The 25,830-nt window shown below is 62.8% G+C and carries 21 protein-coding genes and 1 riboswitch; of the genes, 10 read left to right on the top strand and 11 right to left on the bottom strand.

What is annotated here, in order from left to right; translation table 11 throughout:
• Positions 1–22: 22 nt before the first annotated feature.
• Positions 23–478 carry a hypothetical protein gene (locus tag ACYP01_RS12110; RefSeq protein ID WP_338927328.1) on the bottom strand — a complete coding sequence of 152 codons (456 nt, stop codon included), beginning with the start codon at positions 476–478 and terminating at the stop codon, positions 23–25.
• 91 nt (positions 479–569) lie between these two features.
• Here ACYP01_RS12110 and ACYP01_RS12105 point away from each other — a divergent pair, with 91 nt between their 5' ends.
• Positions 570–1,244: a class I SAM-dependent methyltransferase gene (locus tag ACYP01_RS12105; protein WP_037129351.1), complete on the top strand. Its 675-nt coding sequence runs from the start codon at positions 570–572 to the stop codon at positions 1,242–1,244.
• Here ACYP01_RS12105 and speB read toward each other — a convergent pair.
• Positions 1,208–2,164 carry an agmatinase gene (gene speB, locus ACYP01_RS12100; protein ID WP_003941134.1) on the bottom strand — a complete coding sequence of 319 codons (957 nt, stop codon included), beginning with the start codon at positions 2,162–2,164 and terminating at the stop codon, positions 1,208–1,210. The genes ACYP01_RS12105 and speB overlap by 37 nt on opposite strands.
• A gap of 146 nt (positions 2,165–2,310) precedes the next feature.
• Here speB and ACYP01_RS12095 point away from each other — a divergent pair, with 146 nt between their 5' ends.
• The 4 genes from ACYP01_RS12095 (at position 2,311) to ACYP01_RS12080 (ending at position 8,929) form a co-directional block, all read left to right on the top strand.
• Positions 2,311–2,946, top strand: a complete 636-nt coding sequence (locus tag ACYP01_RS12095; protein ID WP_082920573.1) for a helix-turn-helix domain-containing protein — start codon at positions 2,311–2,313, stop codon at positions 2,944–2,946.
• A 133-nt stretch (positions 2,947–3,079) separates the two neighbouring features.
• Entirely contained in the window at positions 3,080–3,925 is an 846-nt protein-coding gene (locus ACYP01_RS12090) for a carbon-nitrogen hydrolase family protein (RefSeq protein WP_063315099.1), read from the top strand.
• Positions 3,922–5,610 carry a flavin monoamine oxidase family protein gene (locus tag ACYP01_RS12085; protein ID WP_007727084.1) on the top strand — a complete coding sequence of 563 codons (1,689 nt, stop codon included), beginning with the start codon at positions 3,922–3,924 and terminating at the stop codon, positions 5,608–5,610. The genes ACYP01_RS12090 and ACYP01_RS12085 overlap by 4 nt, the downstream gene beginning before the upstream one ends.
• A gap of 127 nt (positions 5,611–5,737) precedes the next feature.
• Positions 5,738–8,929 carry an NAD-glutamate dehydrogenase domain-containing protein gene (locus tag ACYP01_RS12080; RefSeq protein ID WP_404650469.1) on the top strand — a complete coding sequence of 1,064 codons (3,192 nt, stop codon included), beginning with the start codon at positions 5,738–5,740 and terminating at the stop codon, positions 8,927–8,929.
• Here ACYP01_RS12080 and ACYP01_RS12075 read toward each other — a convergent pair.
• Entirely contained in the window at positions 8,906–10,423 is a 1,518-nt protein-coding gene (locus ACYP01_RS12075; protein WP_209448309.1) for a PucR family transcriptional regulator, read from the bottom strand. The two genes, ACYP01_RS12080 and ACYP01_RS12075, sit on opposite strands and share 24 nt — an antisense overlap.
• Positions 10,424–10,551: 128 nt before the next feature.
• Between ACYP01_RS12075 and gabT the strand changes: the two genes are divergently transcribed.
• Positions 10,552–11,916: a 4-aminobutyrate--2-oxoglutarate transaminase gene (gene gabT, locus ACYP01_RS12070; protein ID WP_007727077.1), complete on the top strand. Its 1,365-nt coding sequence runs from the start codon at positions 10,552–10,554 to the stop codon at positions 11,914–11,916.
• Position 11,917: 1 nt separating this feature from the next.
• On the top strand, positions 11,918–13,363 hold the full coding sequence (locus ACYP01_RS12065; protein WP_042922728.1) for an NAD-dependent succinate-semialdehyde dehydrogenase: 1,446 nt from the start codon (positions 11,918–11,920) through the stop codon (positions 13,361–13,363).
• Between the two features lie 52 nt (positions 13,364–13,415).
• Here the strand turns inward: ACYP01_RS12065 and dszD are convergent, their stop codons facing one another.
• The 3 genes from dszD to ACYP01_RS12050 all read right to left on the bottom strand — a co-directional run bounded on the left by dszD (position 13,416) and on the right by ACYP01_RS12050 (position 15,795).
• Positions 13,416–13,994, bottom strand: coding sequence for an NADH:FMN oxidoreductase DszD (gene dszD / locus ACYP01_RS12060; RefSeq protein ID WP_003941189.1), 579 nt, complete (start codon positions 13,992–13,994; stop codon positions 13,416–13,418).
• A gap of 208 nt (positions 13,995–14,202) precedes the next feature.
• Positions 14,203–14,676, bottom strand: coding sequence for a YbaK/EbsC family protein (locus ACYP01_RS12055; protein ID WP_003941167.1), 474 nt, complete (start codon positions 14,674–14,676; stop codon positions 14,203–14,205).
• Between the two features lie 15 nt (positions 14,677–14,691).
• Positions 14,692–15,795: a membrane protein gene (locus ACYP01_RS12050; RefSeq protein ID WP_003941129.1), complete on the bottom strand. Its 1,104-nt coding sequence runs from the start codon at positions 15,793–15,795 to the stop codon at positions 14,692–14,694.
• A 126-nt stretch (positions 15,796–15,921) separates the two neighbouring features.
• Between ACYP01_RS12050 and ACYP01_RS12045 the strand changes: the two genes are divergently transcribed.
• The 3 genes from ACYP01_RS12045 to ACYP01_RS12035 all read left to right on the top strand — a co-directional run bounded on the left by ACYP01_RS12045 (position 15,922) and on the right by ACYP01_RS12035 (position 20,480).
• Positions 15,922–16,506 carry a TetR/AcrR family transcriptional regulator gene (locus ACYP01_RS12045; RefSeq protein ID WP_037129354.1) on the top strand — a complete coding sequence of 195 codons (585 nt, stop codon included), beginning with the start codon at positions 15,922–15,924 and terminating at the stop codon, positions 16,504–16,506.
• Between the two features lie 45 nt (positions 16,507–16,551).
• Positions 16,552–16,725, top strand: a riboswitch (M-box (ykoK) riboswitch).
• 347 nt (positions 16,726–17,072) lie between these two features.
• Complete coding sequence (gene mgtA / locus ACYP01_RS12040; RefSeq protein ID WP_459680174.1) at positions 17,073–19,766, top strand: magnesium-translocating P-type ATPase; 2,694 nt, start codon at positions 17,073–17,075, stop codon at positions 19,764–19,766.
• 9 nt (positions 19,767–19,775) lie between these two features.
• A complete protein-coding gene (locus tag ACYP01_RS12035; RefSeq protein WP_003941187.1) occupies positions 19,776–20,480 on the top strand; it encodes an MgtC/SapB family protein in 705 nt (234 codons plus the stop codon).
• An 18-nt stretch (positions 20,481–20,498) separates the two neighbouring features.
• On the opposite strand, the gene ACYP01_RS12030 is transcribed toward ACYP01_RS12035, so the two are convergent.
• The 5 genes from ACYP01_RS12030 to ACYP01_RS12010 form a co-directional block, all read right to left on the bottom strand.
• Positions 20,499–21,860 (bottom strand): lipase family protein, encoded by a 1,362-nt coding sequence (locus ACYP01_RS12030; RefSeq protein WP_459680170.1) that lies wholly within the window; start codon positions 21,858–21,860, stop codon positions 20,499–20,501.
• A gap of 64 nt (positions 21,861–21,924) precedes the next feature.
• Positions 21,925–22,374, bottom strand: a complete 450-nt coding sequence (locus tag ACYP01_RS12025; RefSeq protein ID WP_459680168.1) for a GNAT family N-acetyltransferase — start codon at positions 22,372–22,374, stop codon at positions 21,925–21,927.
• Positions 22,375–22,392: 18 nt separating this feature from the next.
• Positions 22,393–22,869 carry a GNAT family N-acetyltransferase gene (locus ACYP01_RS12020; protein ID WP_459680165.1) on the bottom strand — a complete coding sequence of 159 codons (477 nt, stop codon included), beginning with the start codon at positions 22,867–22,869 and terminating at the stop codon, positions 22,393–22,395.
• Positions 22,870–22,871: 2 nt separating this feature from the next.
• Complete coding sequence (locus tag ACYP01_RS12015) at positions 22,872–24,866, bottom strand: TerD family protein (protein ID WP_459680162.1); 1,995 nt, start codon at positions 24,864–24,866, stop codon at positions 22,872–22,874.
• Between the two features lie 227 nt (positions 24,867–25,093).
• Positions 25,094–25,830: DUF475 domain-containing protein (locus ACYP01_RS12010; RefSeq protein WP_459680159.1), on the bottom strand; the 737-nt coding region annotated here is incomplete at its 5' end.

The following is a 25,830-nucleotide window of genomic DNA, read 5'->3' as shown; positions in this document are numbered from 1 at the left end:
AAGGTTGGAGTTCTGGTTCAGTTCACGGGGAGTCGAGGTCACTTCGTCGTGGCCACCCGGTCTCCGTGAGCACGGTTGCTGGAACTGACCTCAACGGGGAGGTGGGGCCGAGACCGTGGAGGTCTGCGTCGTCGTCGATTTCGGACCAGAATTCGTCCGCCGAAACATCAAGGCCGAGAACGATCCACGGCGGTCCGGCTTCTTGGAACGCGTACGAGACGGTTCCGGTACGCGGAACTGTCAAATCGAACAGTCGGTCTCCGACGGGATAGCCCTGCTGCTCGCCGACCAAAGTCAAGGTAGTCGGTTCGAAGGATGCATAGCGCAGAATCTTCTCGACTGCGCGGTCGAAGCTCTGCTGGACGCTGAACTCTTCGTCCGAGTTCGAACCGGTGAACTCGGGGAAATGCGCACAACACAAAACGTATGGGCCTGCTGAGCTGCAGTAGAGACGAAACACGGGAAATCCACCGGCCACGACGTGACGTTAGCAGGGCGTCGAAATGGAGAAGTTGCTGTTTCAGCAAAGATGGTTGCGTGAGTTGTGGAAGGTCGTTCATCCTGGGTGCATGAGCAACGAACACCACAATCACCACGAAAACTCCGATACCACCGAGAATCCGTACGCCAAGGCGGACGCACAGTTCTGGAACTCGCTGTACGAGGAACGCCCCGCGCGCTGGAGCGGAAATCCCAACCCACAGTTGATTGCCGAAGCCTCCGACCTGGAACCGGGCACGGCACTCGACGTCGGTTGCGGCGAAGGTGCCGACGCTTTGTGGTTGGCGCGTCGCGGGTGGAAGGTCACCGGCACCGACATCTCGTCGGTTGCGCTCGGCCGCGCCCAGGCTCACGTCGAGGGCGAGGGCGTCGACATCGAATGGCTGGAAGCCGACCTGACGAAGTGGGATCCGCAGGGGCGCTCGTTCGATCTGGTGTCCGCGCAGTTCTTCCACATGCTCGAACCCGCGCGCGGGGAATTGTTCCGTGCTCTCGGAGATCTGGTCGCGCCCGGCGGGCATTTGCTGATCGTGGGCCACTCACCTCACGAGTCGCCGACCGAGCACCATCGGGCCATGCTCCATACACCCGAATACGTGGAGTCGCTGTTCACCGATGGTTGGAAGGTGTTGGTCTCGGAGTCGCGGGAACGTGATCTTCCCGCGAACCCCGAGATGCATCACACGACGGATACCGTTGTGCTGCTTCAGCGATTGAGTGCGAGTACCGACAGCAACTCGTAAGCGACGTGAGCCGCTGCGATACCGGTGATCTCGGCGTGGTCGTACGCCGGCGCTACCTCGACGATGTCGGCGCCGACCACGTTGAGTCCCACCAACCCACGCAGTGTGTTCAACAATTCGCGAGAGGTCATGCCGCCCGCTTCGGGTGTTCCGGTGCCCGGAGCGTGGGCGGGATCGAGTACGTCGATGTCGACGGAGACGTACACCGGGCCACCGTCGAGGCGCTTACGCATGCGCTCGACGATGCTGGCGACGCCGTCGACCTCGTAGTCGTCACTGCGGATCACCTGGAAACCGAGGACGCGGTCGTCTTCGAGGTCCTTCTCGCTGTAGAGCGGTCCACGGATGCCGATGTGCTGCGAACGCTCCATGTCGATCAGGCCCTCTTCGCTGGCGCGGCGGAAGGGGGTGCCGTGGGTGAAAGGCTGACCGAAGTAGGTGTCCCAGGTGTCGAGATGAGCGTCGAAGTGCAGGACGGCGATCGGGCCGTGATCGCGGGCCAGTGAACGCAGGATCGGCAGTGCGATGGTGTGATCGCCGCCGAGCGTGAGCACGGAGGAACCGTCGGCGCGCAGGTCGGTGACGGCGGACTGAACCGTCGTGAGAGCTTCCTGGATGTCGAAGGGGTTGACGCCGATGTCGCCGAAATCGGCTACCTGCTGGTTGGCGAAGGGCGAGACCTTCAGCGCTGGGTTGTACGGACGCAGCAGCTTCGACGCAGCGCGGATGTGCCCCGGACCGAACCGGGCACCGGGGCGGTAGCTGACACCCGAATCGAAGGGGATGCCGAGGATTGTCACGTCGGCGCGCGAGACCTCGTCCAGGCGCGGGAGACGCGCAAAGGTGGTCGGCTCGGCGTAGCGGGGGACGCGCGTGGCGTCGACGGGTCCGATGAACGATCCGGGGTTGTTGGTAGCCATGTGCAGAGGTCCCTGCTCTCGATTCGGCGCACACCGGGCGCCCTTCAGTGATGTAGCTCTCTGAGCAAGTATGGTTTCTTCAAGAGGCTCGGTTGTCAACCCCTGTTTCCTGAAAGGGACACGGCGGTCGTGAAGGAGTGGGTTCAGTGGCCAAGGCGAAGGAAGCGGTCGAGCCGATCGGACCGCGCATCGGGGCGAGGCTCAAGGCGGCACGTCAATCGAAGCGGTTGACCCTCGACGACCTGGCCGAGGCCTGTGGTGTGACCAAGGGGTATCTCTCGAAACTCGAGCGCGATCACGTCAACGCGTCGGTGGCGACCCTGATCAAGGTGTGCGCGGTGCTCGAGATCCCTGTCGGATCCCTGTTCGAGAATGCGTCCGCCGGTGAAGTGGTCCGCGCCGACGCCATGCCGCAAATCAGCTTCGGTGGCGAAAAGATGACGGAGTACCTGCTCACGCCTACCAACGAGCGTCGAATTCAGGTGCTGCTGGGCGAGCTGGAACCAGGCGGCGGAAGTGGTCGGGAGTTCTACAGTCTGCCGATCGACGTGAACTTCGTGCACGTGCTCGAGGGCGGCTTGCGGGTCTCGTTCGAGGGCGGTCGGACGGATCCGAACGGTGAGGCCGTCGATGCCGAAGACGTCGTACTTGCGGCGGGCGATTCCTTCACATTCACGCCGACGCACAACCATAGTTTTCAGGCCGAAGGCTCGGTTCTGGCGAAGGTTCTGTGGGTCTTGAATCCGGCATTGCCGGAAGGGCCCCGCGCGTCGTCTTCGTGAGACTCGAATCCGTGAATGTTGATTCTTAGGAAACAAGAGTTGACATGATTGGCGGCACCCGTCACGCTGGTAGTTGTCCCCGTCACACACACCGTCGAAAATTGGCGTCACGGAACTCCTGAAGGAGCGCACCATGCATGTCGATTCAGTTCGAGTTGGCCTGTTCCAAGGTCCGCTCACCACCCCGGACACCTTTGCGTCGGTGGAGTTCAATCTCGCTGCAATCGACACTGCTGCCCGCGAGGCTGCGGCATCCGGTGCGAAGATCCTGCTGACGCCGGAGATGTCCGCAACCGGCTACGACATCGGTGAACTGGTGTCGCTACGCGCGGAGCCGGCCGACGGCCCTATCTTCGATTCCGTCGCCGAGATTGCTCGAAGTGCAGGCATCGCAGTCGTCTACGGCTACCCCGAACTCGACGGGGGAGACGTCTACAACAGCGTGCAGGTGGTGGACCGCGACGGCACTTCGCTTGCGCACTACCGCAAGACGCATCTGTTCGGCACGCTCGACCGTGAGCACTTTCGGCCAGGTGAGACCCTGGTGGTCGGGTTCGATTTCGAGGGCATCCGCTGCGGATTGTTGATCTGCTACGACGTGGAATTTCCGGAAGCGGTTCGGGCCCATGCCGACTCCGGTACCGAATGGCTCATCGTGCCGACAGGGTTGATGACTCCGTACGAACACATTGCGCAGCAAGTGGTTCCGGCCCGCGCATACGAGAGTCAGATGTTTGTCACCTACGTCAATCGCTGCGGCGCCGAAACCGAGCTGACCTACTGCGGTCTCTCGTGCGCCATCGCGCCCGACGGTGCCGAGTTGGCGAGGGCCGGCGGCGACCAGGAATTGCTCTTCGCGGACATCGCCGCCGCCACCGTCGCGCAATCGCGCACTCTCAATACACATCTCGACGATCGACGCCTCGATCTGTATCCAGACCTTCCTGTCACGACTGTCTCCAAGGAGAACCGTAGATGACCATCCCAGTAGCTCCGGACAGTTCCTCGGAACCCGGCAAGCAGCCGCCCCTCACGATGTTCGGACCGGATTTTCCGTTCCCGTACGACGACTACGTTTCCAGTCCGGCGGGACTCGGCTCGGTGCCCGATCTGGCACTGGGTACAGAAGTTGCCGTGATCGGTGGCGGACTCTCCGGCATGATCGCGGCCTACGAGTTGCTCAAGATCGGTCTCAAACCGATTGTCTACGAAGCTGATCAGATCGGTGGCCGGATGCGGTCGGTCGAGTTCGACGGGCACCCCGGGGTTGTCGCCGAGATGGGCGCAATGCGTTTCCCACCGTCGTCGACAACGTTGTTCCACTACCTGAACGAACTGGGTCTGCAGACCGAAGAGTTCCCCAATCCCCTTGCCGAGGTCACGCCGAGCACCGTCATCGATCTCAAGGGCGAGAGCCACTACGCGCACACTCTCGAGGATCTGCCGCCGATCTACACCGAGGTGGCGCAGGCCTGGCAGCGCACTCTCGAAGAGCATGCCGATCTGATTCCGTTGCAGCAGGCCATTCGTGACCGCGACACCGCAGAAATCAAGCGGATCTGGAACGACCTCGTGGTGCGCTACGACGACCAGACGTTCTACGGATTCCTCGCCGCGTCGAAGCATTTCAAGTCCTTCCACATGCGGGAAGTGTTCGGGCAGGTCGGATTCGGTACGGGCGGTTGGGATACCGACTACCCCAACTCGATCCTCGAAATCCTTCGTGTGGTCATCACGGCCGCCGACGACGACCACCGCGGCATCGTCGGTGGATCGCAGCAGCTGCCGATGCGGTTGTGGAACCGCGCCCCGGCGCACATGGCGCATTGGCCTGCCGGTACTACGGTCGCTTCGCTCAACGACGGTGAGACGCGTCCCCGCGTCACCGAACTCCGGCGTACCGAGCCCGGCAACATCACGGTCACCGACTCCGAAGGTTTCATTCGCACGTATGCGAGTGCCGTTGTGACAGTGCAGAGTTGGATGCTGCTGAACAATATCAGGTGTGACGACGATCTGTTCCCGATCGACCACTGGACTGCGATCGAGCGAACTCACTACATGGGTTCGACCAAGGTGTTCGTTCTCGTCGACCGCCCGTTCTGGAAGGACAAGGACCCCGTGACCGGCCGTGATTCGGTGTCGATGACACTGACCGACCGTATGAGTCGCGGCACCTACCTGCTGGATCAAGGCGAGGGCAAGCCAGGCCTGATCTGCTTGTCGTACACCTGGTCGGACGATTCGCTGAAGCTGCTGGCGCTCGACGCCACCGAGCGCATGAACATCATGCTGCGCTCTCTCGAAGAGATCTACCCCGGCGTTGACTTCCGCAGCCACATCATCTCGAGCCCGGTGACGCTGTCGTGGGAAACCGAGCGCGACTTCATGGGCGCATTCAAGGCGAACCTTCCGGGGCACTACCGCTACCAGGAGCGCCTGTTCTCCCACTTCGTGCAGAATGATCTCGAACCGCGTCATCGGGGAATCTTCCTCGCCGGTGACGACGTGTCGTGGACCGCCGGCTGGGCTGAGGGCGCGATCCAGACCGCGATCAACGCGGTATGGGGCGTCGTCAACCATCTCGGCGGCGCTGCGCCTGCCGAGAATCCCGGACCCGGCGACGTGTTCGAGGAGCTTGCTCCGATCAGGTTGGGCGACTGAGCTCACCGCAACTGCCGAAATGTCGTGCCCGATGGGGGTTGGTACTCCTATCGGGCACGACCTCTTTCCGGTGATCCACGCAACACTGGAAAGTGTTCGGATCCAATAATTTCCAGGAGGGTGTTCAATGGCGAGCACATCATCGGCGACCAAGACCGCAGCTGCAGAATCGAGACCGGCAGGCGGTGATCGATCCGGTGACCCGGCGCTCGAACTGGTCGCCGAATTGGCCGCAGCGGGCCAGCGACTCGTCTTCCGTCAGGGTGACAACCTGAACAGTGACGATCTGACCTGCGTGGTGCTGTGGCCGTCCGGAGAGCCCTCCCTCTCCGATCTGTGCGAGAACTTCGAGTCCCTCGGACTCCGAGTTTCGACGCACCGCCCCCTTCCGACCGTTCTGGGTTCGGCGCACTACTTCACCTTCGAGCCGAGCACCTTCGACGGCAGTGCGCTGGAGAAGATGGCGGACGCCTTCGAAGCCGTCATCGCCGGACAGACCCGGATGGACGCATTCTCCAGTCTGATCGGACGAGCAGACATCACGTGGCGCGACGCAGAGTTGCTGCGCGCTGCGTGCCGTTTCCTCGCTCAGGCTCGTATCGGGTTGTCCGAGAGCTACATCGTCGGAGTGTTGGCAGCGAAGCCACTCTTCGTACGGCAGGCGATCGAACTTTTCACCGCGCGTTTCGACCCCGCCGTGGCGGGTGTGCGTGAGACAGCTGTGGCTACCGCAACGGCAGCTATCGACGAATCAGTCGACGGTGCAGACACTCTCGACGAGGATCGCGTCTTGCGCGGCGTGCGTTCGTTCCTGCAGGCGACTCTGCGCACCAACTGGTACCTGCGCGGTGAGAGCGGCGAACCGCTACCGTACGCGTCGTTCAAGATCGACTCGCAGTTGCTCTCCACTCCGCAGAAGACCGTTCCCTTCCGCGAGATCTACGTCAGCGCACCCAATGTCGAAGGCGTGCATCTGCGTAGTTCCTCCGTCGCCCGTGGTGGCCTGCGTTGGTCGGATCGATACGAGGACTTCCGCACCGAGGCTCTGAGTCTCATGAAGACCCAGAGCGTGAAGAATTCGCCGATCGTTCCTTCGGGAGCCAAGGGCGCGTTCGTGGTTCGGGGCACGTCGTCACCGACTCCGGCGCAGGTGCAGGAGTCTTACAGCACCTTCATTCGCGGCCTGCTGGACGTGGTGGACAACATCGTCGACGGCGCTGCGGTACACCCGGCAGAAGTAATCGAGTACGACGGTGAAGACTCCTATCTCGTCGTGGCAGCAGACAAGGGGACAGCGCGGTTCTCCGACGTCGCGAACGGCATCGCCGTCGAGCGTGGTTTCTGGCTCGGCGACGCTTTTGCTTCCGGCGGTTCGGCCGGCTACGACCACAAGGCGATGGGCATCACCGCTCGCGGCGCCTGGGTAGCGGTTCGACGGCACTTCGCCGAGCGCGACCTCGATGTCGACACCGATCCGTTCACCGTCGCGGGTATCGGGGACATGTCCGGCGACGTGTTCGGCAACGGAATGTTGCTCTCGCACAAGATCCGTCTGGTCGCGGCATTCGATCACCGCCACATCTTCATCGACCCGAACCCCGACACCGAGACGACGTTTGCCGAACGCGCTCGCCTCTTCACCGTGCCGCGCTCGTCCTGGGACGACTTCGACCGCACCGTGATGTCGCCTGGTGGTGGCGTCTGGCCGCGGAGCGCGAAGTCGATCCGCCTTCCGCTCGAGGCGCGTGCGGCCCTCGGAATCATCGAGGAGAAGCTGACCCCGCAGGAACTGATCCGAGCGATCCTGTGTGCTCCGGTGGACCTGTTGTGGAACGGTGGCGTCGGTACCTACGTGAAAGCGTCGACCGAAAGCAACGTCGACGCGGCCGATCCGTCCAACGACGCAGTTCGCGTCAGCGCTGACGAGTTGCGTGCGACGGTGGTCGGTGAGGGCGGCAACCTCGGCTTCACCCAGCGTGCCCGCATCGAATATGCCGCTGGCGGTGGCCGAATCAACGCCGACTTCATCGACAACGCGGCCGGCGTGGCTACCTCGGACCGTGAGGTCAACATCAAGATCGCACTCGCGGCGTTGGACTCGACCTCGCGCAATGAACTACTCGCGGCGGCCCAGGACGAGGTGGCCGCATCGGTGCTCGAGGCCAGTGAAGATCAGACCCTCGCGATCAGCCTGGCCGAGCACCGCGCACCGGCCCTGCTCGATCAGCACGAGCGGTTGATCGAGAACCTCGTCTCGGCGGGCGCCATGAAGCGACTGGAAGAATCTCTGCCCGACGCCAAGGCGCTGGCGGTCAGGGCGCGTGCCGGGCAGGGTCTCCTGCGGCCGGAACTTGCTGTGCTGGTGGCGCAGTCGAAGAACGTACTGACGGCGGAACTGGGCGCATCGACGGTCCCGGACAATCAGATCTTCGCCGATCGTCTCCCGCAGTACTTCCCGCTCTCCGTCGTCGAGGCCGCACCGGACGCAGTCCGCGCACATCGGTTGGGCCGCGACATCATCATCACCTCGGTTGTCGACGAACTGGTCAACCGCGTCGGACCCGGCGTGCTGTTCCGGCTCGAGGAACACCTCGGAGTCCACAGTCCGGAAGCGGCTCTGGCCTACGCAGTGGTCAGCGAAGTGCTCGGCACCGAGGAACTTCGGCGCGAGATCTTGAACTCGGAGCTGCGCGCCACCGAGCAGTTGCAGGCTCTCGATCGCTTGCAGCAGTTGTTGGAATCCGAGATGAGCTGGGTGTTGCGCCGCCCGGGTGCTGCCGGCCGGTTCACCGTGAACCCGCGCGCCGACATCGATCGGTGGGCAGCCCCGGTGCGGGAACTCACCGACGGTTTGCCGGCCAGCGAGCGCATCGAGGCGTCTTTCGGAGCACTCGCCCTGGCAGACATTGCACTGCAGGAGAATACGACGGCCGCGGCCGCAGCCGCGATCTATCGGGAACTCTCCGACGCTCTCGATCTGGGCGATGTTCTCGGCGGCGTCGACGTCGCCGTCGGTGCCTCGCATTGGGAGGTCATGGGCAGCGCTGCCGTCCATGCCAGGTTGACGGCGCGTTTCGCGGACCTCGTGTCCGGTGCGCTCGGTGAAGGTATTCCGGAGGTCGTCGAGTTGTGGACCGCCGCCAATCCGCAAGCGGTGCGCCGGTTCACGGCTTTGATGTCGAGCGTGAGCCGCAGTGGAGCGCTGGACACCGCCCGTCTCTGCACGGTCGACGCCGAACTCGAACTACTCGTCCGCGGTGCGTCGAGCTTCGCTTCGGTGCACGCGGAGGAGGGTTCAGCGGCCCTCCCAGGCGAGTAGCGATAGCAGCAGTTCGGCTCTGACCCTGGCCTGTCCGAGGTCGCATTGCAGCAGTTCCTCGATGCGTGCGATGCGACCTCGGAGGGTGTGCCGATGAACACCGAGTTCGGCTGCGGCCGATTCCCATTGGCCGTTTGCCTCGAGATAGGCGCGCAAAGACGCGGCCAGTGCGGTTCCGTGTGCCTGGTCGTGTTCCGTCAGCACAGGGATGGTGTCCGCTGCCATTGCGATCAGTGCGTCACGGGCAGGCTCGGATGCCAGAATCGTCGAACCACTCAGAGCGTCGAACTCGAGAATGCGGGCAGTGGCCGTCGTGAGATTGGCCGCGGCGCGGGCCTGGACGAGTGCGCGCGGTGCGTCCAGAAGACGGTGAGGGGTGCTGATTCCGGCACGCACGGCTTTCGCTTCGGTGGGGGAGAGCTGCGCCAGTAGTGTTTTGGCGGTGTCGATTGTGTCGGTTCCTCGGAGGAGGACGGTCAGCGAACCGTCCTCGGATTGCGCGAACAACGGCCGGCCTGCTCGCGCGAGAGCGTTGTCGAGTTCGCGAAGAACGGGGCCGAGTCCGGATCCGCGAACGTGGACGACACGAATGTTGCCGTGCGTGTCGCTCGCTTCGTCCAAGTACGACGGCACACCGTCCTGGGGGATTCGGCCGTCGAGTAAGAGCCCGAAAGCCATGGCGTTGAGTCGAGTTCGCTCGGCCCGTAGTCGAACCGGTTTCTCGAGTTCGAGAGTGAGCAGCGAGACCGCATGCCCGAGCAACACTCTGTCGATATTGCTCAGGGGCCCGGCGCCCGCCATGGCGAGGTAGCCGTGCCAGCTGTCGGTGACGCCGACGGGGGACAGTGTCAGCGTCCGTTCGGGTGTGCTCTGCGAGATCGACGCCGGAGCGTTGGGATCGCGGGTGGTGGCCGCGACCGCGCGAACCTCGGTGATCAACGACTTCTGGTTTGCCGGATGCACCGCGGTGATCCGATCACCGACAAACGCCACCGAAGTTTTTGTGGCCGTGGCCAGTTCACGCACGATCGCCGACACGCCACCGCGCAGTGCAACGCGGGTGATGCGCGTCTGTACTTCTGCCGCGCGGAGTACCGATTCGTATTCCTGCTGGCTCAGACGGGTCATCACCGCGCGCGTGACTGCCGCGAACGGGGTCGTGAACGGCACTTCCAGCAGGGGGAGTCCGCGGCTGCGGGCGGCGGCAATCAGGTCTGTGGGCACACTCTCGTGGGAAAGGCCGGTCCCGAAACCCAGAGCCGATACTTCTGCGGCGGCCAGACGGTCGATGTACTCGCTGTAGTCGGTGGCGTCCGCGCCCACCAGTGCCAGCCCGGTGGTGAGCACCAATTCGCCGCCGGAAAGCCACGGGGTGGGGTCCGTCAGCTCTGTGGCCTGCGCAAACGTGACGGGGTGGGTGGCAGCTGCTCGGTCGGTGAGCAGAGCCAGCGAGAGGTGTTTCTGGCGCAAGAGCCACGAGATCGGAACCGTCACCTGATCAAGGCTAGCTGTCGTTGCCGATATGGAGTAGCCCTGGAGCTCCGGGTATCCATTTCGGCAGTGCTTGCGATGCTTCGCGCGTCGCATACTCGAATGCAATACACAACCGAGAGGGTGGTCACATGAGTGCAATCGAATACCGGCTTCCGCAGGAGCGTCGCATCGTCACGGAGTTCCCGGGCCCGCGCTCGGCTGCGCTCGCCGAACGCCGTAAGAAGGTCGTCGGCGCCGGCGTCGCATCCACCCTCCCGGTCTACGTCGCCGACGCAGACGGCGGAGTCATCGTCGACGTCGACGGCAACTCGCTGATCGACCTCGGTGCCGGTATCGCGGTGACCAGCGTCGGCGCCTCCAACCCGGCCGTCGTGTCCGCAGTTCAGGATCAGGTCGCGCACTTCACCCACACCTGTTTCATGGTCGCTCCGTACGAGGGCTACGTCGAGGTCGCCGAGCGTCTCGCCGAACTCACCCCCGGTGACCACGAGAAGCGTTCCGTGCTGTTCAACTCCGGCGCAGAAGCCGTCGAGAACGCCGTCAAGATCGCCCGTCACGCAACCGGTCGCGACGCAGTCGTCGTCTTCGACCACGCGTACCACGGCCGCACCAACCTCACGATGGCACTGACCTCGAAGTCCATGCCGTACAAGAGCGGCTTCGGTCCGTTCGCCCCCGAGGTCTACCGCGTCCCGATGTCCTACCCGTACCGCGAGGGCCTCAATGTCGACGGCTCCAAGATCACCGGTGAGCAGGCCGCACAGCGCGCCATCACGATGATCGAGAAGCAGGTCGGCGCTGCCAACACGGCCGCCATCCTCATCGAGCCCATTCAGGGTGAGGGTGGATTCATCGTTCCCGCAGAAGGATTCCTCCCGACGCTCGTCGCGTGGGCCAAGGAGAACGGCGTCGTCTTCATCGCCGACGAGGTTCAGGCAGGCTTCGCTCGTACCGGCGCCTGGTTCGCCAGCGATCACGAGGGCATCGTGCCCGACCTGGTCACGCTCGCCAAGGGCATCGCAGGCGGCATGCCGCTCGCCGCTGTCACGGGCCGCGCCGAGCTCATCGACGCTGTCCACCCCGGCGGCCTCGGTGGCACCTACGGCGGTAACCCCGTCGCCTGCGCCGCTGCATTGGCGTCCATCGACCAGATGCGTGAGCTCGACCTCTGTGGCCGCGCACGCACCATCGAGTCGACCGTCGTCGGCCGAATGAACGCACTGGCAAAGGAACTCGACGTCATCGGCGACGTTCGCGGTCGCGGCGCCATGCTCGCCATCGAGCTGGTCAAGCCCGGTGGGCAGGAGCCGGACGCCGACATCACCAAGAAGATCGCCGCCGAATGCCTCGCTGCCGGCGTCGTGATCCTCACCTGCGGTACCTACGGCAACGTCATCCGTCTGCTCCCGCCGCTGGTCATCTCCGAAGAGCTGCTCGACGACGCGTTGACCGTCCTCGAGACCGCCATCCGCACTGCAGCACAGGGGAACTGACATGTCCAACGTCTCGGATCTTCTCGACTCGGTACCCAAGGGTCTCTGGCTCGGCGGCAAGCTCGTCCCGGCCGAGAAGACCTTTGCGGTCTACAACCCGGCAACGGGTGAGGAACTCGCCCAGGTAGCCGACGCCACCGCTGCCGACGGTATCCGTGCGCTCGACCTCGCCGCTGCGGCGCAGGAAGACTGGGCGGCCACTCCAGCACGTGTACGCGGCGAGATCCTGCGCACCGCCTTCGAATTGCTGCACGCCCGCGCCGAGGACTTCGCGCTGATGATGACCCTGGAAATGGGTAAGTCGTTGGCAGAGAGCCGCGGTGAGGTCAACTACGGCGGCGAATTCCTGCGCTGGTTCAGCGAGGAAGCAGTACGCATCGGCGGACGTTTCACGCAGGCTCCGGCCGGCAACGGTCGCATCCTGGTCACCAAGGAAGCCGTCGGACCGGTCCTCGCGATCACCCCGTGGAACTTCCCGCTCGCCATGGGCACACGCAAGATCGGACCGGCGCTGGCTGCCGGTTGCACCATCATCGTCAAGCCCGCCGAGGACACGCCGCTGACCATGCAGCTCCTCGGTCAGGTGTTCGCCGATGCCGGTCTGCCCGACGGTGTGCTCTCGATCCTCCCGACGTCCGACGCGGCCTCCATCAGTGGACCGCTGATGGAAGATGCGCGTCTGCGCAAGGTCACCTTCACCGGCTCCACTGGCGTCGGAAAGTTGTTGGTGCGCAATGCTGCTGACAAGCTGCTCCGCACGTCGATGGAACTCGGTGGCAATGCACCGTTCATCGTCTTCGACGACGCGGACATCGACGCAGCTGTCGACGGCGCAATGCTCGCGAAGATGCGTAACGGCGGCGAGGCCTGCACCGCGGCCAACCGCATCTACGTCGCCAACTCGGTGCGCGAAGAGTTCACCGACAAGTTCACCGCCAAGGTTGCGGCCTTGAAGGTGGGCGCCGGTGACGCCGAGGGCACCAACATCGGACCGCTGATCAACACCAAGCAGCTCGCAACCGTCACCGGACTCGTCGACGACGCCGTGTCCAAGGGTGCTCGCGTTCGTACCGGTGGATCGGCACCCGAAGGCCCCGGGTTCTTCTTCACCCCGACGGTCCTCGACCAGGTGCCCGCCGACGCGCGCCTGCTGAAGGAAGAGATCTTCGGACCCGTTGCGGCAGTGGTCGGTTTCGACACCGAAGACGAAGCGATCGCGGCTGCGAACAACACCGAGTACGGTCTCGTGGCGTACTTCTACACCCGCGACATCGACCGTGCGATGCGCGTCTCGGCCAAGCTGGACACCGGCATGGTCGGCGTCAATCGCGGCGCGATCTCCGATGCTGCCGCGCCGTTCGGTGGGGTGAAGGAATCGGGCTTCGGCCGTGAAGGCGGAACCGAGGGTATCGACGAGTATCTCGATACCAAGTACGTAGCGCTCTAACTTGCTGTGCGCCTTTATTAACCGCGGGCGGTTAATAAAGGCGCACAGTTGTCTATTGACCTAACGGAGTCGGGCGGTAGTACTTGCCCTCGTGGTAGAGCAGCGGTGCGGCAGCGGATTCGTCGTCTTCTTCGGCGTGAACCCGCGTGACGAGTCCGATGACCAGCGTGTGATCGCCAACAGGGATCAGCTGGTCGACCTTGACGCGCATCCAGCTGGGGGTGCCGTGCAGCACCGGCTCCCCGGTGTCGAGCACTGCCCACAGTGACTCGTCTGCAAAACGCTGATCGGCACTACGCGCAAAGCGCTGGGCCAGATGCTGCTGATGTTCGCCGAGAAGGTGGATCACCAAGGACTCGGCTGCCTTGAGTGCATTGATGCTCGACGACGTCTCCGCGATGTTGAACGAGACGAGCGGCGGCTCGAGGGAGACGGACGAGAACGAAGTGGCGGTGAAACCCACCGGGCCGGTACCCGAATCGAGGGTCACGACGGTGACACCGGCGGGGTGGCGGCGAAGCGCAGCGCGGTAGTCACCGGCGCAGATGCCGGTGGACAACTCGGGCGTCGCCGCTACTTCGGGGACGTCGGGGGTGGTGTGGCTGGAAACGGCATTCGGCTTGTCAGACAACGGGAACTCTCCGGCTGGAACTCGAGGTGTGCGGTGTGGTCGAGGTGACTGCGCTCGGCATACACAGACATGCGTCGGTGCGGCACAGATCTACGTGCCGTCGACGCCAGTGGTTGCCGGCCGGGGTCCTGGTTGCAGTGCACATGGTGCGTCTAACTATAGGTGGACGCACGTCTGAGTGGTTTCGGACCGGGTTGGCTGAAGTGCTTCAGTCCATGTCGACGGCGAGGCCGGCGGTGATTCGGAGGAGTTCGGAGTACGTCGTGCGAAAGACCGTGTTGGGGTGCCCGGCGGCTGCCCACAATTCGGGGTACTGCTCGAGGGCTGTATCGATGTAGGTGGGCAGGTTGGTGGGATGCCCGAGCGGAGCGACCCCACCGATCGGCTGGCCCGTTGCCGACTTCGCCATTTCCAGCGGCGCCCGCGTGAGCTTGCCTTCGAGGCGTTCGCCGGTGGCCTTCAGATTCACCTGATGCGCGCCGGAGACCAGCAGCAGGACCGGATCGTCGTCGAGAAGGAACACCAGTGACTTGGTGATCGCGCCTACCTCCACCCCGACGGCCGCCGCTGCCTCGGCCGCGGTGTGCGTGGCGTCGGGCTGCGTGACGATGACGCCGTGGTGACCCCGCGAGATCAGTGTTTCGGCGACGTGCGAGGCGTTGGGGTGGAGGAGGCTCGTCATGAGTTCAGACTAGGACTAGTCGGCGTTCGCCACAGCTGGAGTCGGCGTCGTGTCGGTGGACTTTCGGTTACGGCGGATCGTGAAGCCGAACAGCATGACCGCACCGATCAGCGCGTAAAGGAAAAGCGTCAGAGCAGGCTGGCCGACGCCGACGTTGTTGAAGTAGACGATGCTCCGCACGCCTTCGGTGCCGGCGCCGGGTGTGATCCACCGGCCGATGGCGGCATAGAACGAGGGAATCACGTTGGAGCCGAATGCGCCTCCCGCACTGGGATTGCCGAGGATCACGAAGACGGCGATAGCCAGCGGGACTGCCAGAACGCCGATGGCGGCGCGCAATCCGAGTGTGAACATGGCGGTGCCGAACACCACGGCTGTTCCCAGGATCCAGAGCGGGAACCAGTGGCCGGCGAAGGTTCCGAGTACGTGTGAGGTGATGAGGGCGCCGAGGGCTCCCGAGATGATCGAGTAGATCGCGATCACGCCCGTGTGTGCGCTTGCCTGGCGGAGAGTCTTCGGCGCACCGATGAACAGTCCGATGGCTGCCGCAAGGAGATAGCCGCCGACGACCCAGCCGACCGAGAGGTAGAAGCCGGAGAGGCCGCGGTTGTCGTGGGCTCCGACGGGGATCTCGTCGCGGACGACGAACTGTCGGTCCTGTGTCGCCTCGACCTTCGTGAACACCGCTTCGAGTGACGTCGCGATGGAGCTGCCGCCCGCGCTCGCGGTGATCAGGGTGTCCGGCCCGGCCGGGTTGATGACAAACGCGCCCTGGATCTCTCGGTCGTTGATCATGCGGCGAGCGGTCGCCGTGCTGTCGACCACCTGAGCGTCGAGCGGGCTGCCGTCGATGGCGTTGAGTTTGTCGGCGATCTGCTGATCCATGCCGTCGGGTGTGCCCTGATCGGCGATGACCGCGATTTCGATGTCTCGCGGAGTCGGCTGATGGAAGGCGGCGACGTAGCTGAGGATGAAGCCCATCTGCAGCAGGAGCACGCCGACGAACAGCGCGGCCATCACCTTGGGTGCGCCGTATTTCACCAGCAGATTGTCGTGGTGGTGTTCGTCGTGGGTGGAGCTGTTGTCTGGTGCGGCGTGTGCCGGATGCGTAGTGGTCACGAAAGAGTCCTGATCTTGTCGAAAGTAAAGAGCTTGTCAATACCCGAGGTATTGAATACTCTAGGTATCGTGACTGAATCTCGTCAACCGGACTGGACGCCGGTAACCCGCCCCGGACGTGACGTGGTGCGGCAAAGACTGCTCGACGCTGCGGCGGAAGAGTTTGCGGAGCGCGGATTCAGTGCTGCACGTCTCACTGAAGTTGCTCGCCGAGCGGGCTTCACCAAGGGGGCTGTCTACTCCAACTTCGAGTCGAAACAGGATCTGTTCGCCGAACTGTTCGCGCAACGGTCTCTCGAACTGGCCGGCCGGGTGCTCGCCGAGATTGCCGGGATGAACCCGTCCGACGCGGCGGGCAAAGGTGGCGAGGCCATTGCCACGTGGATGGTCGACGACCCGGGGTGGTCGCTTCTCGTCCTCGAATTCGGAGTGCTCGCCGGGCGTGATCCGCAGATCGCTCAGGCGTACTTACGTGAGCGTCGCCACTTGCGCAGCCAACTCGTGGAGTTGATCGGCGAACGTGCCCGTGAATGGGGAGTGGACGATTCCTTTGACGTGCGGACAACCGCAATCTCGTTGATGGCGTTGATATCCGGGCTCGTTCTCGAACACTCCGTGGATCCGGAAGAGGTTGATCAGAGTGTCATGGGTGCCGCCGTGACGGCACTCTTCGCCGGCGCCGTCGCGCGGGCAGGATTGTCCGCCGTCTGAGTTGCTCGGTTGACAGGCAACAGATTTGAGAACTACCCTCTGGGTGCAGTACCTCGTTAGGTGAGGCTTCTGCACGAACACAGGCCACTGATCTCACGACGTCGAGAGACGCCCAAGGTTAGGACAGATCTCCCCGGCTTAAGGGGTGATCCAAAGTGGCTTCCCGGTCTTGATCGGGACACGTCGTGCAGTGCCAAAACTCGGACGTGGAGGTGTTTTCGCAGCTTGATGCCGGTTTCTTCCGGCGAAGGCGAGAGTACGTCGATATTCGGTTCTCCTGGCGTGTGCTGTGCGCATGTACTTGTGTGGCGTCATCGGACGCCCCGAACTTTCAGGAGGTGACCATCGTGGACGACCCGCCGAGTCGATATTCGACCCATCCTTCTGTTCTTGCCGACGATGCTCACCCCGGTCTTTTGCTCTTCAGTCACTGACTCTTTGCATCCTCGGCTTCATCTGCGCGGCTTTGCCGCGACCGCTGACGACTTCCATTGTCGCTCAGCGCATTCTGCTGCCCTCATGCACTGGCATGGTCCGGCGTGTTCGGGCAGCCGAGGAGATTCGTCATGTCATTTTCCGTTCTCGCATTGCGGCCACGGCCCACGAGAAACAGTGCACAACAAACACATTCAACAGTCCTGGCAAAGGAAAGCGCACAGGAATTGGTCGACTTCTCGGCCTCGGACACGCGCACCGTTCTCGCGGATCTGACCACGACGGCCAACGGCCTTCGTGACGATCAGATCGACGATCTTCGTCGGCAATACGGGCGCAACGATGTCCGCCACGACCGCCCGGCGCCGGCAATCGTGCAGTTCGCGGGAGCCTTCAAGAACCCGTTCATCCTGATCCTGGTATTCCTCGCCCTGATCATGGTCGGGACCGACGTGGTCTGGGCGGACCCCGAGGACGGTCCTTCCTACGAGGGCATCATCACTCTCGGGTTGATGATCTTTGTCAGTGTCTCACTGAGGTTCTGGCAGGAATACCGTTCGAGTCGCGCCGCCGAGGCGCTCAAGGCGATGGTTACGACGACCGTCGCGGCCACCCGCAAGATCAACAACACCGTGGTCACGGCTGAGATTCCGATCGAGCAGTTACTGCCGGGGGATGTAGTCCAGCTTGCCGCCGGCGACATGATCCCGGCCGATGTCCGCATCATTCGGGCCAAGGATCTACAGGTCAATCAGTCCATGCTCAGCGGTGAATCGATGCCGGCCGAGAAGTCGGCGGACCCGTCGTCGGGGATCGACGTCGATCGGCTGCTCGAAGCCGAGAACATCGGGTTCATGGGTACTTCCGTCGTGTCGGGCAGTGGCACCGCCGTTGCGGTGCACACCGGCAAGCGGACTTACTTCGGTGCCATGACAGCACAATTGGCGTCCAAGCGACCCGAAACCAGCTTCGACGTCGGGGTGCGCAGTGTCAGCTATCTGCTGATCAAGTTCATGCTGATCATGGTTCCCGCGGTGTTCATCATCAACGGACTGACCAAGGACTGGAGCCAAGCACTACTCTTCGGCGTCGCCACCGCGGTGGGGTTGACTCCGGAAATGTTGCCGCTCATCGTGACGGTGAACCTGGCCAAGGGTGCGCTCCACATGTCGCGCAAGAAGGTGATCGTCAAGCAGATCAACGCGATTCAGAACTTCGGTGCCATGGACGTTCTGTGCACGGACAAGACCGGAACTCTCACCGAGGACCGCATCGTTCTCGGTGAGCATCTCGACACTGCCGGACGTAAGTCCGAGGACGTATTGCGGCTAGCGGCGGTCAATTCCGTGAATCAGACCGGATTGCGCAGTCTTCTCGACGACGCGGTGATCGAGGCCGCCGGTCCCGAAGTGGTCGAGGAGATCTCGCGTCGGCACGGGTTGGTGGACGAGATTCCCTTCGACTTCAAGCGCCGTCGACTCTCCGTGGTGGTCGACCACGGAGACGCCGATCTGATCGTAACCAAAGGTGCAGTGGAAGAGCTCCTTTCGGTCTGTGAATCGGTGGAACTGGACGGGGTGACCCACCAATTGACACCGGGATGGCTGGCCCGAGTCGACCGTCTGGTCGCGGAGCTGAACGGTCAAGGCAAGCGAGTGCTTGCGGTGGCAACCAAGACAGTCGTCGAAGAGCAGCGCCGCGAGTACTCGACGGCCGACGAAGAGGGCATGACCCTGGTCGGTCTGCTGGCATTCCTCGACCCGCCGAAGGAATCTGCGGCCGGGGCGATCGAAGCCCTCGCGAGCCACGGAGTCGCGGTCAAGGTAGTGACGGGTGACAACGAACTGGTCGCCGAAACCGTCTGCGGCAAAGTCGGTATCGACGTGGGGACCGTGGTCTCCGGCGCCGAGATCGAAGCGTTGAGCGACGACGCCCTCGACGAGTTGGTGCAGCGGACAACCGTATTCGCGAAGACGGATCCGATGCAGAAGGCACGCATTGTCGAATCGCTGCGCCGGGTCGGCCACACGGTTGGTTTCCTCGGTGACGGTGTCAACGACGCACCCGCACTGCGGGCTGCGGACGTCGGCATCTCCGTTGACACAGCGGCGGACATCGCCCGCGAATCCGCGGACATCATCTTGCTGGAGAAGGACCTCGGCGTACTCGAACAAGGAGTCATCGAAGGGCGTCGTACCTTCGGAAACATCCAGAAGTACATCAAGATGACTGCGTCGTCGAACTTCGGGAACGTCTTCTCGGTGCTCGTCGCCAGCGCCCTGCTGCCGTTCATCCCCATGATTCCCGTAGTTCTGTTGTTGCAGAACCTGATCTACGATCTCTCGATGCTCACGATCCCGTGGGACCGTGTCGACGACGACTTCCTCGCGAAGCCCCGCAAGTGGGAGACCAAGAGCCTTCGCCGGTTCATGGTGTTCATCGGCCCGATCAGTTCGATCTTCGACATCTCGACGTTCGCGCTGATGTGGTTCGTGTTCGCCGCCAACTCTCCCGAGCATGCAGCGCTGTTCCAATCGGGTTGGTTCATCGAGTCATTGATCTCTCAGACGCTGATCGTTCACATGATCCGCACCCGCAAGATCCCGTTCATCCAGTCGCGTGCATCGCTGCCGGTACTGCTCAGCACAGGCGCCGCCTGCGTCTTCGCGCTGGTGTTCCCGTTCACGTCCTGGGGTCATTCCCTCGGGTTGGTTTCACTGCCGTGGAACTACTTCCCGTGGCTGGTCCTCACTCTCGCGGCATACTGCGTCGTCACGCAGGTGGCCAAGGGAATGTTCATCCGTCGATTCGCGACCTGGCTCTAGGAGTTCACCGTGGAAATCCACGTCATCCTTGTGCGGATAGCGCTCGGGCTCGTCCTCGGCGCTGCCGTCGGGATCGAAAGGCAATGGCGCGCAAGGATGGCGGGTCTGCGAACCAACGCGTTGGTGAGCTTGGGTGCGACGCTCTTCGTCATCATGGGCGCGTACGGGTTTCAGGGCCCGGACGCTGATCCGACGCGCGTCGCAGCGCAGATCGTCTCGGGGATCGGTTTCCTCGGTGCTGGAGTGATCATGAAGCAGGGTGCGTCGGTCACCGGCCTGAACACTGCCGCCACTCTGTGGGCCACTGCCGCCGTCGGCGCACTGGCAGGTGGCGGAATGTACTGGGTCGCGGTGTTCGGTGCCGGCGCAATCATGTTGGCGAACACGCTGTTGAGGCCGTTGGGCCGGATGATGGATCACCAGCCTGCCCGAACCGGACGCGAAGAACCACCCGCGGACTACACCTTCGAGGTGACCTGTCACGGCGACGCCGAAGCTCACATCAGAGGTCTTACCGTGCAGTCCATTTCGAGGCCCGAGTTTCAGCTCCGGTCAGTGCAGTCCTTCGACATCCCGGACAGCGACCGCGTGCGGGTGGTGGCCGAACTGGCTGCCGCGGAGCGTGACGACGGACTCCTGGAATCCGCCGTCAGCCGACTTAGCCTTGAACCGTTGGTGACTCACGTTCGGTGGGAGGTGGAACCGTCGAAGTAGATCCAGGCTCGCTGTCAGTCAGCGCGCATGTTCTTGCGGCGCAAGTGAGTTCCCCAGTGCAATGTTCGCGCAGTTGGACGGTGCAGGCTTGCCGTTCAAGCGGTCGTCGACCCAGGCGAGCGCACCGGGGAGCCAGAGCATGGCGCCGAGGAAGTGGCTGATGGTGTCGTACTGGTCGTACTGAATCGCCAGGCCGGCGTCGCAGTACCTGCGTGCGAGGGTGCGGACGTCGCCCGTGATCATCACGCCGTCTCCCGCTCCGACACCGGGGCCGCCGGGTTGGGTGCCCTCGATGGTGCCGTTGGCCGCCTGCGCGATGAACATCGGAATGGTCGGTGTCGCCGCGGTGCCCATGTTGATCTTGTTCACGACATCGACGTACTCGGGAACCGTATTGGGATCGGCGTACTCGGGTTTGACCAGATCCTGCCAGGTCAGTCCGGGATACTGTGCCAGCACATTGCCGATGGACGCGTCTTCGAGTCGAGCCATGACGTCGCGTCCACGGTCGCTGAGATACTTCCCGAAATCGATGTCGTACGAACGCGCAACGCCGACGACTGCCATGCCGACAACGCCACCCCACCCGATGCTTCCGCTCGCGTAGCGAAGGTTGTTGGCCGGATTGACCAGCACGCCGCCCTGCGCGGCGCCGATCAAGTTGTCGTTGATCTCCGGTGCATACGCGGGAGCGAGGATCGAAGCCCAGTTGGTGGCGATGGCTCCGCCGGAGTATCCCATGAGCGCGATCTCTGCGTTGTCGGTGATTCCGGTTTCCGGGACATCGCGGGCGGCACGCAGAGCGTCGAGCGTCATCATCCCGTATTCGGGTCCGGCAGCGAAGTTGGCGTCCGGGCCTTCGGTGTCCGGGACGACGATCGTGTAGCCCAATGCGAAGAGCGGCCCGAACAGCGCGGCTTCGATGCTCGTGAAGGTACCGCCGATGTTGAAGTTGCGTCCGCTGGGAGTCCAGTCGCCGATCGGGGTGTTACCCGCGATGGCTCGCGACGGGCTGTCGTCGGGGTTCAGCGAATCGTAAAAGGACTGGTACGAAACAACTTTGTTCGGTTGGGCGTTGGCCGGGCGCAGGATCGAGGTGACGTTGGCGGACGGCTGTCCCAGGGCGTCGGTTGATCGGTAGAGAACCTGCACTGCCTGTATCGGGGTCGGGATGTTGAGCACGGTGTACGGCACGGTGCGAGTCTCGAGGACCGCGCCTGGAGCGTACGACGAGAGAGGCGCCGCGCCCTCGTAGCTGTAGAAACCGTCATCGGGGGACTTGGCAAGGACTGGCTGCGCGAGCGCTACCGGTGCGCCGACGCCTGCCAGTGCAAGCGCGAGTACTCCGACAACTGCGCGAGATAGGACCCTTGACGACATACTCGTCCTCCACATTGGTGTGCCACGCCCCACCCTGAGATCGTGGTGTGACGACCACCATATATTACTCGTGGGTAATGTGGGGATCGGTCAGATCGGTCGTCGTATCGAGCTCTCGACGTAGGAAGATTTCGGAGGACTCGCCTGGGAGTAACAGAACTCCCGCGTCGGTGTATCCCATTGCGCGATAGAAGTTCTGGGCTGATTCGTCGGCGAGTGTGGAGGTGAGGACCTGCGAGTGTCCCGCGCGGCTCATGCGTTTTTCCCAATCTGTGACCAAAGCGCGCCCGATGCCTTGGCCGCGGTTCGAAGACAGGACGGTCAGCATGTTCATGAACGGAATCTCGTCCCAGAACAAGCCCCAGCGCAGCCATCCGATTGGTTTCCCGCTGTCCTCGGCGACGAGTATCCGGCCGCGTTGGATCACTGACGCGAGTTCCTCGGCTGCGATGTGTGAGTCGTGCTCACGTAAGAACGGCAAGTCTGTCTGCGCTCCGACGCGAATGTTCACCACGGAAGTCAGTATCGCCGTTCACTCGGAGTTGATGGCGTTCGGCTTGGACAGGTAGACGACTCCGGGGATGTGGCTGGGGTCCGGCGGCAATTGGGAGTAGCCCGCTCGGGTGTACAGGCGAATGTTCCGCAGGCTCCTGCATCCGGTGAACAGCTCGAAACGGGTGATGTGCTCCGGAGCGTTCTGTTCCACGTGTTGCAAGAGGCGTCGGCCGAGGCCGTTGCCCGCCACGTCCGGCGCCACCATGAGGCGACCGATCTGCCATGCGGTTCCGTCCGCGGTTCCTCGCACGGCCCCGACGAGCCGGCCGCCGCGTCGTGCGGTCCAGACAGTCGACTCCTGAACCCAGGCTCGGACCGTGGGTAGGTCCTCGTGGAGCGGGGGTATGTCCATGCTGTTGTTCGAGATTGCTTCCGAGACCCAGCAACAGCGTTGTAGAACAAGGATTTCCGCGGCGTCCTCGTCCGTTGCGCGCTCTATGACTATCTCGTTCATTGTCAGTCTTCGTTGTCGACTTGTTCTTCACGAGGGAGATCGGACGCCTTCGGGGCGGCGGGGACCCATTCACGGAGCGGTTGAACGACTTCGGAGTAGAAGGTTTCGGCCGAACTGGTCACACTGTTGATGAAACTCGCAGCAGTACCCGAACGCTTGCTGCCGAGTGTGAAGGACTGTGTCAGTACGAATGAACTGAGTTGGCCGCCTTGACTGTCTGTCAACAGACGTGGCGTTGTGCGCGCGAATGTAACGGTCTCGCAAGTCGACGAGGCCGGGCCGGTGAACAACGCTTCGACCAACAATTCGGCAGGAGCATTCTTCAACTGACGCAAAACCCAGGTGACTCGTTTTCCCGAAGTGCCTTCGTCTGGTGCAGAAACCGTTGTACTGCAGCTCACTTTGTTGGTTCTCAAATCAGCAGTAACCCGTAGCTCTCCGGCTGCGTCGGGGATTCGGAGGGTGGCGCTGAAGGTGCCGTCGTTCGCCAATTCGTTGACCGTCAGCGCGGTACGCGCATCCGCATCGTTGACCACCCGACGGGGCAACACGTGTTTGACGACGACACCGAGATCTGCGGTGAACCGCAGCGCAAGGTTCCGCGCGAGCGCGATCCACGACTGAGCGACCGCCGCTGCCTTCGGATCTCCAGGACGTAGAGTTCCGGCGCTCACGGAATCGCGTATCGATACCCAGTGCCGACCCATGTCAACGAACTCCGCGGCCCCGGACTTGGGATGTTCGATGTACCGGAGAAATTCGCTGAGAATCCAACCTTGCAGCGGATTGTCGATTCCGCCGTGCGAGAGCACCATCCGAGCCTCGTGGATGACTTCTGCCCAAGAGAGATGCCGCAGCGCAACTTTGGTGAGCTTGCGCTTGTCCACCTCGACGGGTAATTCACCGGCGCCGGCAGGCAAGTCGTTGGACAGGCTGATCACGACGTCGTACTTGTTCTTCTTGGCGACGTCGAGATAGTTTTCGAGCTGCTCTCGGGTATGGGTGCCTGCTCCAGTCTTTGCCTCGAGCAAGCCGGTCCAGAGCCGGCTTCCGCGGGCGATGCGCCACACTGCATCCGGGATCACCCGAGATTCACCTTTGACGTAGGGAACTTCGACATAGCCCTCGAACGAGCCGGCCGGCGCGCCCACGCGGGACGAAACCGCCCGCGCAAACAATGGAACCGCTTGCATCGTGGAAACCAATGCCGACGTTGTGCGTCGTTCTTGTTCCTCACCGGTTCCGACGCCGATCACCGAGAAGAGTCGTGCAGGTTGCCAGGCCTCGGACTCTGCGTGCTTGAATTCGGGTAGTGGGGCTTTCTTGGGCACCGGCTTCGCTGTACGAACACCACGCTGTCGGACGGGCTTCGCGGGCGTTGAGGGCTCTGTGACTGACGGTTCCTGTTCCGATATCGGTTGGATTGCCTCGAGCTCAGGTGACCCAGGCTCCTCGACGGGGGCACCCTCACTCACGTCGACTCCGAAGTCTTCGGCGAGCCCGGCGAGGCCTGAAGCCCAACCTTGGCCGATTGCGCGAAGTTTCCACTTCCCGCTACGTCGATAGACCTGGCCGAAGACGAATGCGGTTTCGGTGGACGCGTCGGCGGTGACGTATTCGGCGATAGGAGAGCCACCGGAATCAACCAGTTGGAGCGCAAGTTTGCCGAGGTCGCCGAAAGAGCCGGTGTCGACGCTGCCTATCAAAGCGATCGCGTCGACCTGATCGGGTACAGCAGCGAGGTGGACGAGGAGGCGCTCGTGCGGACCGGATTCGGCTTCGCGGCGGCCGAGATAGCGAACCGAGCCGTCAGCAGATTCCTGTTGGTTGTAGAAGACGAAGTCTGCGTCGGACCTGACTTTTCCGTCGGCACCCAGAAGCAATGCCGAGGCATCGACACCGAATTCCGTATTGTCCCAGGTGATCACGATGTCGATCTGATCGAGTTCGTCGGGGAGCTCGATGTTCTGGCCTTTGGACAGAAATTGGTCTTCCACGAATTTCCCCTCATCGCTGTGCACAGTCGGATTTCGCCTCTTGATTGTCCAGGGGCAGATCGAATTTTGTGTGGTTTCGAATCCGCAGGGCAATTGTTCAGCCGCAGGCTGAATTTGGCGCGCGGCTGAACAATTGGCGCGCGGCTGGGAATGCAGAGAGTTTCAATTCAGGCATAACAAACAAAACGCCCGCAACCAATTGGTCGCGGGCGTTTCGAAAAAGAACGTCAGACAGTTGCCGGAGTGTTCTCGTCCAACTTCGGATCTGCGTTCGCGATTCGCTTGTTGCGAATGAGGCTGCTGATGAAAGCAGCGCCGATCAAGAAGACACCGACCAGGCCGGTGATGATCTCGTTGATGTGAACGCCGATGGACACCATCAAGATGACGGCCAGAGCGCCGATGGCCCAGTGCGCACCGTGCTCGAGGTAGACGTAATCGGAGAGCGTGCCCTTGCGGACCAGGAAGACCGTGATGGAACGGACGAACATCGCGCCGACGAAGCCGAGGCCGAGGGCGATGATGATCGGGTCTGCTGTGATGGCGAATGCGCCGATGACGCCGTCGAAGGAGAAGGACGCGTCGAGGACCTCGAGGTAGAGGAACAGGAAGAAGCCGGCCTTACCGGTCGCTTTCGCGAGCTGCGTGGGGCCGCCGGACTTGGCGGTTTCTTCCTCTTCGCCTTCTTCCGGCAGATTGAACAGTTCACCCAATCCGTTGACCGCGATGTAGGTGATCATGCCCAGAACGCCCGAGATCATGACGGTGGAGACCTTGTCGTCAGCAGCGAGGAAAGAACCACTGAGAACCAGGACGATGCCGGCCACGACGACGGAGAGCTGATCGAGCTTGCCGATGCGAGCGAGCGGCTTCTCCAGCCAGGACAGCCAGGTGATCTCACGCTCTTCGAAGATGAATCCGAGGAAGAGCATCAGCAGGAACATGCCACCGAAGGCAGCGATCT

This window comes from Rhodococcus sp. no. 34 (assembly GCF_054589475.1).
The sequence above is the reverse complement of the archived record's forward strand: the minus strand, read 5'-3'. Positions and strand labels throughout refer to the sequence as shown.